At 36.0% G+C, this 15,734-nt stretch carries 17 protein-coding genes; 4 read left to right on the top strand and 13 right to left on the bottom strand.

Features of this window, described 5'->3' with window-relative positions; genetic code table 11:
• Positions 1 to 23: 23 nt before the first annotated feature.
• The 4 genes from BN990_RS07545 to BN990_RS07530 all read right to left on the bottom strand — a co-directional run bounded on the left by BN990_RS07545 (position 24) and on the right by BN990_RS07530 (position 4,439).
• Entirely contained in the window at positions 24 to 2,453 is a 2,430-nt protein-coding gene (locus BN990_RS07545; RefSeq protein ID WP_038243232.1) for a DNA translocase FtsK, read from the bottom strand.
• 210 nt (positions 2,454 to 2,663) lie between these two features.
• Positions 2,664 to 3,266 carry a YtpR family tRNA-binding protein gene (gene ytpR, locus BN990_RS07540; protein ID WP_021290824.1) on the bottom strand — a complete coding sequence of 201 codons (603 nt, stop codon included), beginning with the start codon at positions 3,264 to 3,266 and terminating at the stop codon, positions 2,664 to 2,666.
• 22 nt (positions 3,267 to 3,288) lie between these two features.
• Positions 3,289 to 4,098 (bottom strand): DUF1444 domain-containing protein, encoded by an 810-nt coding sequence (locus tag BN990_RS07535; protein ID WP_021290823.1) that lies wholly within the window; start codon positions 4,096 to 4,098, stop codon positions 3,289 to 3,291.
• Between the two features lie 23 nt (positions 4,099 to 4,121).
• Complete coding sequence (locus tag BN990_RS07530; RefSeq protein ID WP_021290822.1) at positions 4,122 to 4,439, bottom strand: thioredoxin family protein; 318 nt, start codon at positions 4,437 to 4,439, stop codon at positions 4,122 to 4,124.
• Positions 4,440 to 4,812: 373 nt separating this feature from the next.
• On the opposite strand from BN990_RS07530, the gene BN990_RS07525 reads away from it, so the two are divergent.
• Positions 4,813 to 5,253, top strand: coding sequence for a YtoQ family protein (locus BN990_RS07525; RefSeq protein ID WP_021290821.1), 441 nt, complete (start codon positions 4,813 to 4,815; stop codon positions 5,251 to 5,253).
• A 39-nt stretch (positions 5,254 to 5,292) separates the two neighbouring features.
• Here the strand turns inward: BN990_RS07525 and BN990_RS07520 are convergent, their stop codons facing one another.
• Together BN990_RS07520 and BN990_RS07515 are read right to left on the bottom strand one after the other, a co-directional pair.
• The gene (locus BN990_RS07520) at positions 5,293 to 5,790 is read right to left on the bottom strand and encodes a DUF84 family protein (protein ID WP_021290820.1); all 498 of its coding nucleotides are present in this window, start codon (positions 5,788 to 5,790) and stop codon (positions 5,293 to 5,295) included.
• 27 nt (positions 5,791 to 5,817) lie between these two features.
• Positions 5,818 to 6,885 (bottom strand): M42 family metallopeptidase, encoded by a 1,068-nt coding sequence (locus BN990_RS07515; protein WP_021290819.1) that lies wholly within the window; start codon positions 6,883 to 6,885, stop codon positions 5,818 to 5,820.
• A 187-nt stretch (positions 6,886 to 7,072) separates the two neighbouring features.
• Between BN990_RS07515 and BN990_RS07510 the strand changes: the two genes are divergently transcribed.
• The gene (locus BN990_RS07510; RefSeq protein ID WP_021290818.1) at positions 7,073 to 7,387 is read left to right on the top strand and encodes a PepSY domain-containing protein; all 315 of its coding nucleotides are present in this window, start codon (positions 7,073 to 7,075) and stop codon (positions 7,385 to 7,387) included.
• A 41-nt stretch (positions 7,388 to 7,428) separates the two neighbouring features.
• Here the strand turns inward: BN990_RS07510 and BN990_RS07505 are convergent, their stop codons facing one another.
• Positions 7,429 to 8,286: a YtnP family quorum-quenching lactonase gene (locus BN990_RS07505; protein WP_021290817.1), complete on the bottom strand. Its 858-nt coding sequence runs from the start codon at positions 8,284 to 8,286 to the stop codon at positions 7,429 to 7,431.
• A 110-nt stretch (positions 8,287 to 8,396) separates the two neighbouring features.
• Positions 8,397 to 9,041, bottom strand: coding sequence for a tRNA (guanosine(46)-N7)-methyltransferase TrmB (trmB, locus tag BN990_RS07500; protein ID WP_021290816.1), 645 nt, complete (start codon positions 9,039 to 9,041; stop codon positions 8,397 to 8,399).
• 76 nt (positions 9,042 to 9,117) lie between these two features.
• Between trmB and BN990_RS07495 the strand changes: the two genes are divergently transcribed.
• Positions 9,118 to 9,405, top strand: coding sequence for a YtzH-like family protein (locus tag BN990_RS07495; RefSeq protein WP_021290815.1), 288 nt, complete (start codon positions 9,118 to 9,120; stop codon positions 9,403 to 9,405).
• Here BN990_RS07495 and BN990_RS07490 read toward each other — a convergent pair.
• The 5 genes from BN990_RS07490 to BN990_RS07470 all read right to left on the bottom strand — a co-directional run bounded on the left by BN990_RS07490 (position 9,392) and on the right by BN990_RS07470 (position 14,164).
• Positions 9,392 to 10,207 (bottom strand): phosphotransferase family protein, encoded by an 816-nt coding sequence (locus BN990_RS07490; protein ID WP_021290814.1) that lies wholly within the window; start codon positions 10,205 to 10,207, stop codon positions 9,392 to 9,394. The genes BN990_RS07495 and BN990_RS07490 overlap by 14 nt on opposite strands.
• Positions 10,208 to 10,318: 111 nt before the next feature.
• Entirely contained in the window at positions 10,319 to 11,245 is a 927-nt protein-coding gene (locus tag BN990_RS07485; protein ID WP_021290813.1) for a hypothetical protein, read from the bottom strand.
• Complete coding sequence (gene thpR, locus BN990_RS07480) at positions 11,220 to 11,801, bottom strand: RNA 2',3'-cyclic phosphodiesterase (RefSeq protein ID WP_021290812.1); 582 nt, start codon at positions 11,799 to 11,801, stop codon at positions 11,220 to 11,222. Before thpR ends, BN990_RS07485 begins: the two co-directional genes overlap by 26 nt.
• Before the next feature lie 17 nt (positions 11,802 to 11,818).
• Positions 11,819 to 12,529, bottom strand: a complete 711-nt coding sequence (locus BN990_RS07475; RefSeq protein WP_021290811.1) for a pseudouridine synthase — start codon at positions 12,527 to 12,529, stop codon at positions 11,819 to 11,821.
• A 12-nt stretch (positions 12,530 to 12,541) separates the two neighbouring features.
• Positions 12,542 to 14,164 carry a putative polysaccharide biosynthesis protein gene (locus BN990_RS07470; RefSeq protein ID WP_021290810.1) on the bottom strand — a complete coding sequence of 541 codons (1,623 nt, stop codon included), beginning with the start codon at positions 14,162 to 14,164 and terminating at the stop codon, positions 12,542 to 12,544.
• 218 nt (positions 14,165 to 14,382) lie between these two features.
• Between BN990_RS07470 and BN990_RS07465 the strand changes: the two genes are divergently transcribed.
• Positions 14,383 to 15,654: a BaiN/RdsA family NAD(P)/FAD-dependent oxidoreductase gene (locus tag BN990_RS07465; RefSeq protein ID WP_038243226.1), complete on the top strand. Its 1,272-nt coding sequence runs from the start codon at positions 14,383 to 14,385 to the stop codon at positions 15,652 to 15,654.
• Positions 15,655 to 15,734: the final 80 nt, after the last annotated feature.

The following is a 15,734-nucleotide window of genomic DNA, read 5'->3' as shown; positions in this document are numbered from 1 at the left end:
ACAAGACATACAGCCACCATTGTTTAAAGCATTTCCTCAACCTGCGATGCTGTAACTAATACTTCGCGAGGCTTACTTCCGTTTTGACCGGATATTATCCCCCGCTGCTCCAAACTGTCAATGAGTCTTGCAGCACGATTGTAGCCTATTTTAAAGTGGCGTTGCAACAACGACGTACTAGCTCCATTTTGCTCAAGAACAAATTTAACAGCATCTTTCAAATGATCATCCTCCTCCTCATCCATCGCTACTTGCTCTAACAACTCCTCTTGCTCAAACAAGTAATTAGGTTCAGCAATACTTCTAGTATAATTGGTGACTCGTTCGATTTCTTCATCAGATACAAACGGTCCCTGAAGGCGCATGCTCTTTCCTGCTCCATTTTCAATAAATAGCATATCCCCTTTTCCAAGCAACTTTTCAGCTCCACTTGTATCAAGTATCGTACGTGAATCCACTTGAGAAGATACACTAAATGCAATTCTTGTAGGTATATTTGCTTTAATAAGTCCAGTGATAACATCTACCGACGGACGTTGTGTCGCTAGCAATAAGTGAATTCCGCATGCTCTTGCTTTCTGGGCAATTCTGCTAATTGCATCTTCTACATCCTGAGGGGAAACCATCATTAAATCAGCCAGTTCATCAATAACAATTACAATAAATGGCAGTTTATCTTGTGTGCGTTGCTGTTTGTCCATTTTTTGATTATAGCGCTCAATATCGCGTACTCCCTCATGCACAAACTTCTCATATCGGTCTTCCATCTCTGTCACAGCCCATTTGAGTGCGGCAGTAGCTGCTTTCACATCCGTTATTACAGGGGAAACCAAATGTGGAATACCGTTATAGGGTGCTAGCTCTACCATTTTAGGATCAATTAATAAGAATTTAACCTCTTCGTGACTTGCTTTGTATAATAAACTGATTAATATCGTATTGATACAGACACTTTTACCAGACCCCGTTGCACCAGCTATTAATCCATGTGGCATCTTTTGAATATTGGTTATTAAAGGTTGCCCTTCAATACTTAACCCTAAAGCGATTGTTAAAGGAGATGTATTTCTTTTAAACGCATCTGTCTCAAATATCCCCTGTAGCCCTACCATCTGTGCTTTGCGATTTGGAATTTCAATTCCGATTGTATTTTTCCCAGGAATAGGGGCTTCAATTCGAATATCTCTAGCGGCCATATTTAATTTTAAATCATCGCTTAGATTCTTCACTTTACTAACCTTAACCCCTAATTCAGGTTGTACTTCAAATCGTGTTACAGAAGGTCCTTGAGTTGCGTTTACTACCTTAGCTCGTACATTAAAATGCTTTAAGGTTTGTTCAAGCAATTGTTGTTGTTGTTGAACCCAGTGATCATCATCTGCATTTGTTCGATCGATATCATCTAATAGATAGTACGGAATACTCGTATCCTTCTTATTGAATAATTCTTGTTTGGTTATTTCTGATTTCTGTTCAGATTCTCGCCTTTTTGCTTTCTTTGATTTTTCCATTAAGTTTTTCTTATCTCTGGGAGTCATCATCACGTTGAATGGAATAGTCGCCCTTCCACTTTGACGCTCTTGTTTTTTATGTTCCCGTTGGTTGACCCGTTTAGATGACCGTCTTCTATCTTCACTAATCGAACAATTTTCTGTTTCTTCTGATTTTCTCGGCTGCTGCTTACTACTATCTTTTACTTCTGAAATATTAACGGAAGCAGGCGTAGCATTTTCTTCATGTAAAAGTTCGCTAACTTTTTCCTCCTCTTTTGTTTCAGCTGCAATCTCCCGTTCTGCGATTTCCACTGATTCTTTTCGGATTTCTTGATTTATTTCGCTAGAAAATGGTTCTTTATTTTTCTCATCTACTTTACGTTGATATGCCGGAATATTTTCTACTTTTGCTTTTTGTTCATCTCTAGGGCGAAACCCATAGATAGGGGAAGGTACTTCTGTTGGTTTAAAGGGTACATCTGGATCTTTTTTATAAACTTTATTTGCCGATTGCTCCCTTTCAACATTTCTTCCTTCTTCCTGAGACAATGAATGACTAGTATGATACGTACTCCTATCAGAATTTGATCTTCTTGAGCGTTTTCGTTGGTAAGCTGGTAGTTCTTCACTGTTCTCCATGTTCTTTTTCTCAAGTCGCACACTACTCTGCTGTTGTTGTTCCGGTTCAATTCTCGAGCTTCGATCCTCGTTTAGATTATTATTCATGAAATTATGGTTATTTGTTTTTACTGAATTTCGATTTTTCTTTCGTGTATTTTCTTTTCTTTGTTCAGCTTGATCAGGAATAACGGGAAAGCGAAACGATTTATTCGTAGGATATTGATACATCATTTTTGCCTCGAGATTACTTTTCTCCGTTTTATGATTTTCCTCTTGCTGTTCTTCAATTTCACTTTCTGCAAAAAGACTTTTAATTTTCTGTTTCCAATGATCCCACACATCAATTCACTCATTTCTGTATCTAAAAATCTTGTGTTCCTTTATTGTAGCAGGTTTCATCCATTCTTTGGAAGGTTTCTTGTGAATATAATCCTATAGACAAGTTCTTTAGATTGTATCCTTTTTCTTTACATTTCTCAAAGAACGTTGATCTGCTTAACAAAAAGAAAAACAACCCTCGTAATACTTGCAGGTTGTTTTTGTCCTTTACTAGATCACGAATGGTTCTCCAGCTCGATAAGAATTGTCTAAAACATAGATCCCTTTTTCTTTTGGTGCATTTGGCAAACCCAACTCTTTCTGGGAACATATCATACCATTCGAAGGAACACCTCGTAATTCTGTCGGTTTAATTTTTAATCCACTTGGCATCGTAGCTCCTACTTTGGCAACAACTACATTCTGCCCTTGATCCACATTTGGAGCACCACACACAATCTGTAACGTTTCATCTCCAACATCTACTTGACAAACACTTAATTTATCAGCATTTTCATGTTGCTCTTTGCTCATAACATGTCCAATAACGAACTTAGGACGTAAGTCAAAATTCAAATAATCATCTAATTCTAATTGGTTAAATAATTGCTTGAGTTCACCTAATCCCTCTTCAGTTAGCATTATTTTTCCATTGGTTAAGAAAGAAAAATAAGTGGACGCATGAAAGATGTTATAACCTAAAACTTTATCTGAATCACCGGTAATCCGAACAACATCACCAATCCTTTCATGTCTCACGTCATAACGATTTCCTTCTGAGATTGGGATAATAAGTACATCACCAATACCATTGACATTGTAAAATACATCCATTCGCTTGATCATCCTTTTCGGTTTATTGATTCTTCTCGGGTTTGTTTTTAGCTAGTATAAACACAGGCTCTAATGATTTTTCTTCATAAATCATTGGTAAAGATGTAATAGGAATTCTTCCTTCAGCAAAGAATTTCATAGTCATCTGAGCTAGAATATCATATCCAGCTTTGTTCTGAACATCTGTAACAATTAAGACATCTTGATGAGGAACAGCAACAGCTAACTCCCCTTTACTATTCGCTTTCATTTCTTCTAAAAATGCCTCATTTAAAATTCGGCTCGCATCATACCCATCTTGTGTGGAAATAAAATAAAAATCATTTTCAGCCACTTGCTCATGTTTGTAATCCAAGGATAACGAACGTAAATTGAAAGTTGCAATTTCATCTATCCGTTCTTTGGTCCAACCTTCATTATGAAGTAGTTCTTCATCAATTAGGCGATAGGATTTTCCTAAATCTAATGCGTAAAAGATTCTTGTTTCCGCTGTATGATCTTTAAAAATCAATTCAGTTCCAGCATTGGTGACTGTTGGAAAGGAAGTAGCTCGAATAACCGGATAAATTTGTTTTTCCATTCCAGCTAGGTGTTGCTCTTCATTCATGATTCGTAATGCTTCCTTAATATGATCAACTAATTCATCTATGACGATTTCCCCGCGCTGGTTATATTTCCCTACTACATTCGGCAAGGTGATGGTAATCCCTTTTTTTGTTTCTTTCCTTTCAATTCGAAACGTATCCTTATCCCGGTTATATGATGTTCGAAAATCGTCATTTGCTAAATGTTGTTCTAGAATTTGTTTTAATTTTAAGCTTGTCATTTTCATTTTGATTCCCTCCTAACACAAATCTAGTTTGGAAGATTATTAAGGAATTGGACAATCTCTTCTTTCGTCTTACGATTCTTACTTACAAATCTACCCGTTTCCTCACCATTACGGAAAGCGACAAAGCTAGGGATTCCAAATATTGCGTACTCCTGGCAAATATCAATAAATTCGTCTCTATCTACTTTTACAAAAGTATAGTTTGGAAATTCTGCCTCTATTTCTGGTAATACAGGTTCAATCACTCTACAATCTGGGCACCATCCGGCAGTAAAATAGAATACGATATTCGACTGATTGATCCTTTTTTCAAATGTTTCATGAGATCGTAATGTTTCCATTTATATCATCTCCTTTGTTTATGACAGAATAGAATGGATAATGTTTCTAATAGAAGAAACAACGGTATACCATTGTCTAAAAAAATCGATGCATTTTCGTATTTTAAATTAAACCTTATAGGTATATTATTTTACTTTTATATCCTGCATCCACTTGCAATGAATTGGCTTGTCTTTTGGATTACACCATACGTATATTAGAGCCCCTAATTGAATGAACGAATTGTACAGCTACCTATTCCTTTACCTATATTACTATGAATTTCATAGAATGTGAAACGTTCGAGATCAATCTACTACGTAAAATGCTTTTCAGTTATTTTAATTTTGTATACTATAGATATAGAAGGATTTATGAGGAGGGAGAAAGCGCATGGAACTCACAGTATATTTAGCTGGACAAATTCATGATGATTGGAGAGAAACTATAAAACAGTTGGCACAAGAAAAGGGATTACCTTTAACCTTTGTTGCACCACAAACCAATCATGATCGCTCAGATAATATTGGAGAAGCGATATTGGGTAACCAGCCGAGCAAGGTTTATAAAGATGAAGCCGCTTCGAAGATAAATAACTTTAGAACCCAGGTTTTGATGGAAAAAGCAGATATTATCATTGCGCTATTTGGTGAAAAATATAAGCAATGGAATACCGCTATGGACGCAAGTCAGGCGATATCATTAAATAAACCAACAATTATCGTTCGACCAGATTCACTTATCCATCCTTTAAAAGAGTTGTCGGAAAAAGCAAATGTAACTGTCGAAACAATTGAACAAGCAATAGATGTTATTCATTATGTATATGAGTAAACATAGTGAAAGATAAATAGCCGGTTGAGCAGAACAGCTCTACCGGCTATTGTATTCCCATTGACCACGTAATAATTTAACAACATGGCTAAACATCGTTTGTCTCGAAATCATTTCATTTGTAAATATGCCAATAGCTCCCTCTTTCTTCCCTACATTTTTTCGTTTGGCATACGCATTCATAATGTCTCCAAGTTCCATCCCGTGTTCTAATTGGATATCTATTTCCTTCGGTAAGGGAATACGAGCACCGCTAGCAGTAAAAATTGTCTGATCAGGAATTACTAATGCCCCCCAATTACAAAGAAAGAGTTGCTCTTCAACATACATCACTCCACCTTCTAAACCAATCCCCATTGTATCACTAGAAGTGCAAGCTACTGCTCGGTTAATTGCTCCTTGTCTCGTCTCATCATCAGAGAAAGGTTGAGGAGAAACATGTGATGGAACAACTTTTGAGTCAACCATTTTCTCATAGAATACTTCTTTTACTGCATTTACTTTAGCAGGATTAGTGGAACCGACTATTATATTCATTTCTTTCATCCTCTACAAGACCTTAGATTAAACAGATTGGTGAATGTAATTTAATGTGTTTTGGTCTGTTGATTTAATTAATTGTATTAATAGTTCTTTAGCAGCAGCGTAATCATCCACATGAATAATAGAAGCAGAAGTATGGATATAGCGTGAGCAAATTCCTACAACTGCTGAAGGCACTCCATGATTAGTCATATGGACACGTCCAGCATCTGTTCCTCCTTGCGATATAAAATATTGGTACGGAATATCATGGCTTTCCGCCGTATCTAATACAAAATTTTTCATACCTTGATGTGTAATCATCGAACGATCAAATATACGGAGTAATGCTCCTTCACCTAATTGACCGAATTCTTCTTTATTACCGGATGCGTCATTAGCAGGTGAAGCATCTAACGCAAAGAATATATCTGGTTTAATCATATTTGCCGCTACTTGAGCACCTCTTAACCCAACCTCTTCCTGGACAGTCGCCCCAGAGTACAAATAGTTAGGTACAGATTGGTTGTGTAATTCCTTCAGTAGTTCAATGGCTAATCCACATCCATATCGATTATCCCAAGCTTTCGCCATAATTTTCTTATTATTGGCCATAGGTGTAAATGGTGTCAACGGGACAATGGGTTGCCCTGGCTTAATTCCAATTTTTTCTGCATCATCTTGATCATCGGCACCAATATCTATAAGCATATGTTTCATTTCCATTGGTTTTTTCCGTTGTGCATCTGTTAAATTATGTGGTGGTATCGAACCAATAACTCCAATGACTGGTCCGTTTTCCGTCATAATTTGAACGCGTTGAGCTAATAAGACTTGGCTCCACCAACCGCCTAATGTTTGAAAACGAATCATCCCATTTTTTGTAATTTGTGTAACCATAAATCCAACCTCATCCATATGACCAGCTACCATTACTCTTGGACCTTTTCCCTTTTTAACACCAAAAACACCACCAAGATGGTCTTGAATCACCTCATCAGCATACTTGTCAAGTTCTCTTTTCATAAATGAACGGACTGGGTGTTCATTACCCGGAGCTCCCTGTAATTCGGTTAATTCCCTAAACATTGCTAATGTCTCTTGATTCATCTCTCATATCCCGCCTTTGCTATGTAATATAGCTAGTATAACGGAAATAGTCGATGTATATCCACTATTCCTTAATAAATAAACATACCTTGATTTATTATTTTCTATTTTTTTCAGAATACGATATACTAACATTTGTAGACCCAAAACTACCGATTTTAATATTATAGCAAGAGGTGAACATGATATGAGTGTAAAAAAAGCAGTTCTTGCAGCAGGATTAGGTGTAGCCGTCGGTTATATTGCTAAACAACAATTAGATCAAATCCAAAAAATAACACCAGAAAAAGCTTTAAAACAAGCAAAAGAAACTTTTAAAAAACAAGGACCAATTAGTGGTTCATGGATTTATATGAAACCACAAGAAGTAGAAAAAAACGGTTTATTGTACAATGCCTATCGTGGTGGAGTAACACGCAGCCTCGATGGCGAAAATAAACAGTATGAATTCTATGTTGATGTTGAAACAGGAGCAGTCATTGACTCTGTTCAAACCGTATAATGAACATCCAAACGGAAAGCTGCTCAAGTTCTGAGCAGCTTTCAATTCCTATCTGTATAGCGTGTTCGCTCAACTAAATTTTTGATTTCACCATTTTTATTAAACTGAATCGCACGATAATAGGCATCATGATAAAACGTGTACCAAGCTTGTTTATCATAACCATATTTCATCCATTTTTCTTTTTCATGTACTGAGGTAACGGGATAATCATCATACGCTAATGCCCACAGTTTATTTTGATGCGCATGTGTCGGCATAATATCCGCCATATGGATAAAACACTCATTTCCTTCTTCAAATACGAGAATAGAATGTCCATTACTATGTCCCCCCGTATGAATCATTTTTAGACCTGGCGTTATCTCTATTTCCTTATCGAAAACGTGAACCTGGTCAACGATTGGTACCCAATTATTCTCCCAATACGTATTAGATGATCGAATATTCGGCTTCTGCATTTCTTTCCATTCAATTGAAGATGTGTAAATGATTGCATTTTGAAAAACAGAAGTTAAGGAGTCCCCATTCTTCTTTGTTAATCCACATGCATGATCAAAATGAAGATGTGTCATAAGGACAGCATCGATATCATCTGGTGTTAATTCTATTTGTGCTAAAGCGTTCTCGATGTAGGATTGTTCGATAACGCCAAAATTACGGATCTGTTTATCAGACAACTTACCTGCGCCTATTCCAGTATCAATTAAATAGTTTCTATTGTCGATTTCCACTAAAATTGGATCTGTTCGTAACTCAATTTGATTATTATTATTGGATGGATACTTCTTACTCCAAAGTGGTTTTGGTACGACACCAAACATGGCTCCACCGTCCAAAAAAGTAACTCCACCGCGCAACCAAGTTAATCTAGCTCTACCTACTTGCAAATTCTCCATTTATATTCCCCCCTTTTCCTATTAGTTTAGCAAAGAACAGTCAGCTAGCAAACGCTTTCTAAAATGCAAAAAAAACAATCGATCGAATATATCGTCGATCGATTGTTTGTCTACATATTGTGGAAAGATACACGACATCTATAGATTGGCTGGCCTTTGCTCGAAAACTTCTCCTCATATTCTGTCATCCTATTGGTTGGATCATGAATACGATGCAGATCCAAATTGACTTCCTCAAGTTGCATCCCAAATTGAGAGAAGCTTGTTAACGAGTACTCAAATAATCCCATATTATCGGTTTTTAGAATGACTTCTCCCGACGGTTGTAATACTTCTTGATATTTTTCTAAAAAGGTATGATAGGTAAGTCTCCGTTTTTCATGCCTGTTTTTAGGCCACGGATCCGAAAAGTTCAAATAAATCGTTGCTAATTCGCTTTCTGCAAATATTTCTTTTAGATTAGCAGCATCTTCATTAATCAACACAATATTATTTAGTTTCGATTCGTTGATTTTTTGAGCTGCTGTAACAATGATACTTTTAGCGAGTTCAATTCCAATAAAATTAACTTCTGGAAACTGTTTAGCCATCTCAACAATAAATTGTCCTTTTCCTGTTCCAATTTCAATATGAACGGCTTTATCATTACCAAAGAATTTTTTCCATTTACCTTTGTATTCTTGCGGATTTGGAATAACAATATGTGTATTCTCTTCTAAAAAATCGTCTGCCCACGGCTTATTTCGTTGACGCATCATTTAAGCCTCTCTTTCTGTATTTAGAGGTATAGAAATGCAATGATGAACGATACTAAGGAAGAGGTGATAACGAATGACATTAAACACAAACAATCAATTAACATTGTTAATAGACCTTTTAGATGAACAAAAAGGCGAATGCTGTGGCCATGTTTCGGAGTATCAACAAATCTCTAGACTCGTTCAATCTTTAATGAATAATAATAACGTTACGGATCAAGAACTACTTCGTATTCTTCCTGAAATATACAGCTATGGAAAAGATGGGGAAATTGTTGAAAATATAGAAGATCATATAACCGCAAATGATCAAAATTTAGCATCATGGCTTCATGCGCTACATCAAACTAGTGAACGTTAAATGCTCTAATTTGCTCGTTTAATTCTTCTAAGTCCGTTAATCTTTCCCTGTATTTAATCAATTCATCTCGTTCTAAATGCCAACATAAATAATGTAACACATCAAGAAGTAAATACCAGTACATCCGTTCAATTAAATGGTCGTCACTAGTGACACCATAGTGCTCTAACCACTCATTCCAATTTTCTTTAGGAATATACCAGTTTAATACCATTCCATAATCTGTTACAGGATCTGCAATCAGAGCATTATCCCAATCAATCAAATGAAGATGTCCTTCTTTTGAAAGTAAAATGTTATTATGATTTAAATCACCATGACATACGACCAATTTTTGCTTTCTAGTAATTGGTAATAATTGCTCCAAAAAAACAAGTGCTATTCTTACTTGATCTTGGTTAAATAAACCAATACGCTCTAATCTCAATCTTATATTAGAAAAACTTTCATCAGATGTGACAGGTTTTTTCCCTAATCGCATAAGCATATATAATAATTCCGAGGAATGGTGGATTTTGTGCAGCAGCTCAGCAACACGTAAATGCTGCATTTCTGCTGGCTTCAATTCCCTTCCTTCAAGCCATTCCTGTGCTGTAATCACATCACCATTTTCCATACGTTTTGTCCAAATTAGCTTGGGAACAATTCCTTCGGCTGATAATACAGCCAAAAATGGCGAAGAATTACGTTTTAAAAATAATCGTTGATTGTCTTTTGTAGCTAGATAAGCATCTCCAGTCAATCCCCCTGCTGGAGTAATCTCCCATTCATAACCTAGAACTCGCTTCAGCCAGTCCACCATAAATTCCTCACATCTTTCAAAATTTAGCGTTCAATAATACATTTTATCTAGTTCTAAGCAAAAATACAAATATGTGAATAGTTTAGCATGTTCTTCGCTTCCCCACCACAGTCAATTATTTTCTTCTGTGAATCCAAAAGCATACGTTTCTTCATCCCATTCCAGCCGCTTGACTGAGCTTGTTTGACAATGTTTTAATAATGCATCTGCCACTCGCAATTGCTGGTTTTTTAATGGTGAAGACAAACTACGCATTGTTAAGAACCATTCTTCATATTGCTTTCTACCAACGAGCTGAGTATAAAAAGGTTCGTCAGTATACAGTATTTCGTTTGTTTTTGATAATACTGTCTTCTTAATTGGAAATTCTAAATCATGAAAGGCAAGTACACTTTTTATGATTTGTTCAGTCCGTTTTAAAGCGATATGAGGATTTATAATTTTATATCGCTTATCTTGTACATCCACTGTCCATGTTCGTTCATCACTAGCGATAATCATAGCATCTTTACCCTCATCCATTAAATATATAATTTCTATATTAATCGGCGTAATTACAATGATTTCTCCCTCTATTGGTGCTTTTTTTATATTAAAAATTGGATAATACATAATGAGATATGTATCTGGAAAGCGCTGAAGAAAATATTTTATTTCCGGATCATAGCTGTATTTTTGATTAATATAAGAAATATCCGTTATTGTGGAAGTTGCCCACTTCATCTGAATCTCCATTAAACGATTCAAGAAATAATGCTTTAGCTCTTCTTTGGTAGGTGGTAAAGATTCTGTATGATCTCGCTCCCCTGTTACATCTACCCTCGGTTTCTGTTTCCACCGTTTCCATTTGGAAAAACGTGATGATTTAGGAGATGCTTCTTCTTCCTCCGGTTCCTCTACGATCTGCTCCCATTCTACAGTCAATTTTTTCCAATTTTCTTGTTTCAATCGTATAAACTGACTTGGATAGCGAAATGGGTTCCATTCATAGCGAGAAATATAATCTTGAAGCTTAATTAATTGAGCCAGATGCTCCACCCCCTTGTTCGTGAAACGTAGCAATTATTCTATATTTTGGAATACGGTTCGGATAAATACGAAATAGTGTAAATTCACGTACATCTATTTTTATGGGCCCCTGGACATTTGCTTTAACTTGATCCAACTTATTCAACCAATCGTTCTGTCCAATCCATTTTTTAGCTAACGTTATATGTGGTATATAAATTCTGTTTTCCTTTGAAAATCCAACTTCCAAAGAAGCTAGTTCTATTTTTTGGTATAACGCAGTCAACTGCTTAGATAATTCGACAGAGACATATAATACTCTGGGTCTTGCTGGATTACCAAACGTTTCGATATTACTTGCTTTTAAAGTGAATCCCCGAAAAGAAATTTGATGTAAGCGATGAATCAATGCTTTTAATTTAATATCGGAAACAGGGCCTAAAAACTTTAATGTAATATGCATATCTTGCCAATCCGTCCATTGTTTGTATGGCAGATTGCTTATTTGCTGTTGCGTTAAAGAAAAACGTTCTTTCACATCATTAGACAATGGGACAGCTATAAAATAATGCGGTTCTCCAGTCATGATAAGCCTCCAATGTTTTAGGGGTTGTTTAATAATTGAAGTTCTTCTTCTGTAAGTTCACGATATTCTCCTAAAGCTAAAGATTGATCAAGCTTTAATCTCCCCATTTGCATGCGTTTTAAATAAATTACTTGTTTATCAATCGCATGAAACATCCTTTTCACTTGGTGGAATTTTCCTTCAGTAATGGTTACAAGTACTTCAGATATTTCCCCGCGATGTAAGATGGACAAACCAGCGGGTTTAGTCACATATCCATCATTTAATTGAATGCCATTACGAAAAGATGTAATGTCATTTTCCGTAATAATTCCATCGATTTTAGCGTAATATGTCTTATCAATGTTTTTCTTTGGAGATAACAAATGATGGGCCAGCTTCCCATCATTTGTTATTAATAATAGTCCTTCTGTATCTTTATCCAACCTCCCAACAGGAAAAGGTTGAAAATTTTGTAATGCTGGAGGTAGCAGATCAATGACGGTCTTATCTCGCTTATCTTCCGTAGCAGAAATAACCTGAGGAGGTTTGTTCATCATCATGTAAATATATTTTCGATACTTTATTAATGTATCATTTACTTTAATCATATCCTCATATGGATTTATATGCAAAGCACTATTTTTAACGATAGAACCATTAACAAAAACTTGTTTTTTCTTAAGTAATACCTTCACATCTTTACGACTACCATAACCTGTATTCGCCAAAAATTTATCAATTCGCATATTCTTTCCTCCTTACCTTTGGAAGACTTTGTCCAACACACGGACTCGATTCCCTAATACTCTTTCCAATAAAGTGGATTTATAGGCAAGCCATAGATAAACTGCTCCTCCGCCGATCACACCAATAATAAGCATGATAGCTGCCCCCCATCTTGTATCCTCATAAGGAACGGCAAAACCAACGAAATACTTAAGTAAGATAATACAACCACTCATAATGGTTACAAAAATCCCAATCAAAATCGTACGTTTAATTAACTGTTTATAAGAGAAATCAATGGAAGCACGGATTCTCCAAAGATTTAACATCACTGCAATACCAGCAGCAATTGCAGTTCCAAAAATAGCACCTTTTGCTCCAAATAAATAGATTAACTGTATATTGAATAGCACTTTAACTAACAATCCTGCGGACAAACTAATAACTGCAAAACGTTGTTGGTTTATCCCTTGTAATACGGAGGATGAGACACTAAATAGTGCAAATAATAAAGCAACTGGTGCATACCAAGCAAGCAATGGACCTGAAATATGCAGCTTATCCATTTCACCAAACAGTGTCCCATATGCTTCATTCGATAACATAGAAAGCCCGACAACAGCAGGAATAACTAAAACCATAATAATTTGAAAAGCATGATTAATTTGCTGCTTCAATTGTGTTTGGTTTTGTTGCGTAAATGATTTGGTCATTTCAGGTAATATCGCCATTGATAAACCCGTTGCTAACGTAATTGGAATAATAACGAGCTTATGTCCATAAAAATTGATAACCGAGTACGTAAATTCCCAAATATCTTGTCGATCACTTGCTACCATTGAACGTTCAAATGTAAATTGATCTACTAATTGATATAATGGGATTGCTAATCCTACCAGTACAAATGGTCCTGCATAACGGAACAATTCAGCAAACAAATCCTTCTTACGAACATCATGCGTATATGTTTGCTGATGAATTTGTTTTTCTAAAAATGGTTTTCTTTTACGCCAATACAACCATAGAATGATTGATGATGCCAATGCGCCAAGAAAGGCTGCAAACGTAGAAAATCCAACAGCTGCAAGTATTGTTCCATCAAATATTTTTAGAATAATGAATGAGCCGCCTAAAAGAAAAACAATCCGAACAATTTGTTCAACTACTTGCGAGACTGCCGTTGGTCCCATCGAGTTATGGCCTTGGAAAAAACCCCGGGCAATACTCATAGCTGGAATTATAATTAATGCAACACTTACCATACGAATCACAAAAGCTACATCGGCTACAGTAATACTATCTGGATCGTCACTCGTAATCATCCCAGCTGCTAGCCAATCAGCACTAATAAACATGGCTAAAAAAGCCAAGGTTCCAGTTACAAGCATCAACGTTAAACCTGCACGGAACATGCGCATACCTGTTTCATAATCCCCTACTGCATTATATTTCGACACAAATTTAGATACTGCTAAAGGTACACCTACTGTTGATAAGCTTATAAAAATACTATAAGGCGTATATGCATAGGCAAACAGCGTACCACCGCTTGCTCCAACTAACGCATTAAAAGGAACGACATAGATCATGCCTAAAAACTTCGACAAAAAAGACGCCCCAGTTAATAACATGGTTCCTCGTACTATATTTGACATTATTTCACCCGCATTTATCTACATAAATTATTAAAATTCGACACCATTATATCATTATACAGAAACTTCATTTCTGATAAAAAGAATCATTTGCACTATTTTATCACAATTTAACTGCATCATTATCAATTCAACTCCTATTTATTACATACCATCAGTAAAAAATTGTTCGTATTAATAGATCATGTTAATATACATACGGAAAGGAATGAAGAAAATTGTCCTATGACGTAATAATAATTGGTGGTGGGCCTTCTGGTTTGATGGCAGCTATTGCAGCTTCCGAATCAGGGGCGAAGACCTTATTAATTGAAAAAGGGAAGAAATTGGGGAAAAAATTAGCTATATCTGGGGGTGGCCGTTGCAATGTTACCAATCGTCTTCCTCAAGATGAAGTGATCAAACATATACCTGGCAATGGCAAATTTTTATATAGTGCATTTTCAGTATTTAATAATTACGATATTATTGATTTTTTTGAAGGACTAAACGTTCCTCTTAAAGAAGAAGACCACGGAAGAATGTTTCCTGTCTCTAATCAATCCAAAACCGTTGTTAACGCCCTTTTAAATCGGATGGATGAGTTACAGGTAGCAATAAAACTTGAAACTCCTGTGAAAGCTATTCATTATGACCAAGCTAACCATACGATTATTCTTCGAGACGGTTCAAAAATAATGACAAAAGCATTGGTTATCGCAGTCGGTGGAAAAGCAGTACCACATACAGGTTCTACAGGGGACGGATATGCTTGGGCTAAAAAAGCAGGACATACTGTGACAGATCTATATCCTACTGAAGTGGCCCTAACCTCTAATGAACCTTTTATTCAAAATAAATCCCTTCAAGGTTTATCCTTACGGGATATAAAACTAACCGTTTTAAATAAAAATCATAAACCTATTGTATCTCATCAAATGGATATGATATTTACGCATTTTGGAGTTTCTGGTCCAGCTGTTCTGCGTTGTTCTCAATTTGTAGTAAAGGAATTACGTAAAGGGCAATCTTCAGTAACAATGCAGCTTGATACGATACCTCAACACAACGAACAAGAGCTATTTAATAAGTTACTGAAATTAGTCGAGGAGCATCCAAGGAAATCTCTAAAAAACTTACTGAAAGGTTGGATACCTGAACGATTGATGGCTTATTTATTTCAACGACATGGCATTACGGACGATGAAAAAGGAAGTTCCATCTCAAAATTAACGATTCGCAATATCATTAAAGACTTTAAACAGTTTACATTTCAAGTTCATGGCTCATTACCCCTTGATAAAGCATTTGTAACTGGAGGTGGTGTATCCATAAAAGAAATCGTACCAAATACAATGCAATCTAAAATCATGCATGGTCTATATTTTTGTGGTGAGATCTTAGATATACATGGATATACAGGTGGTTATAATATTACTTCGGCTCTAGTCACAGGAAGATTGGCGGGACTAAATGCTGCGTTGGAAACAGGTTATTATGCTGGTAGTTGATACTAGGCATTAAATTCAGCAAATGGATTAACCTAATAATGTCTGTTAATCAAACGATAAGGTTTAGAAAGGGTTGGTAA

The organism is Virgibacillus salexigens (genome assembly GCF_000723585.1).
In the GTDB taxonomy this organism is placed as follows: domain Bacteria; phylum Bacillota; class Bacilli; order Bacillales; family Amphibacillaceae; genus Virgibacillus; species Virgibacillus salexigens.
The sequence above is the reverse complement of the archived record's forward strand: the minus strand, read 5'-3'. Positions and strand labels throughout refer to the sequence as shown.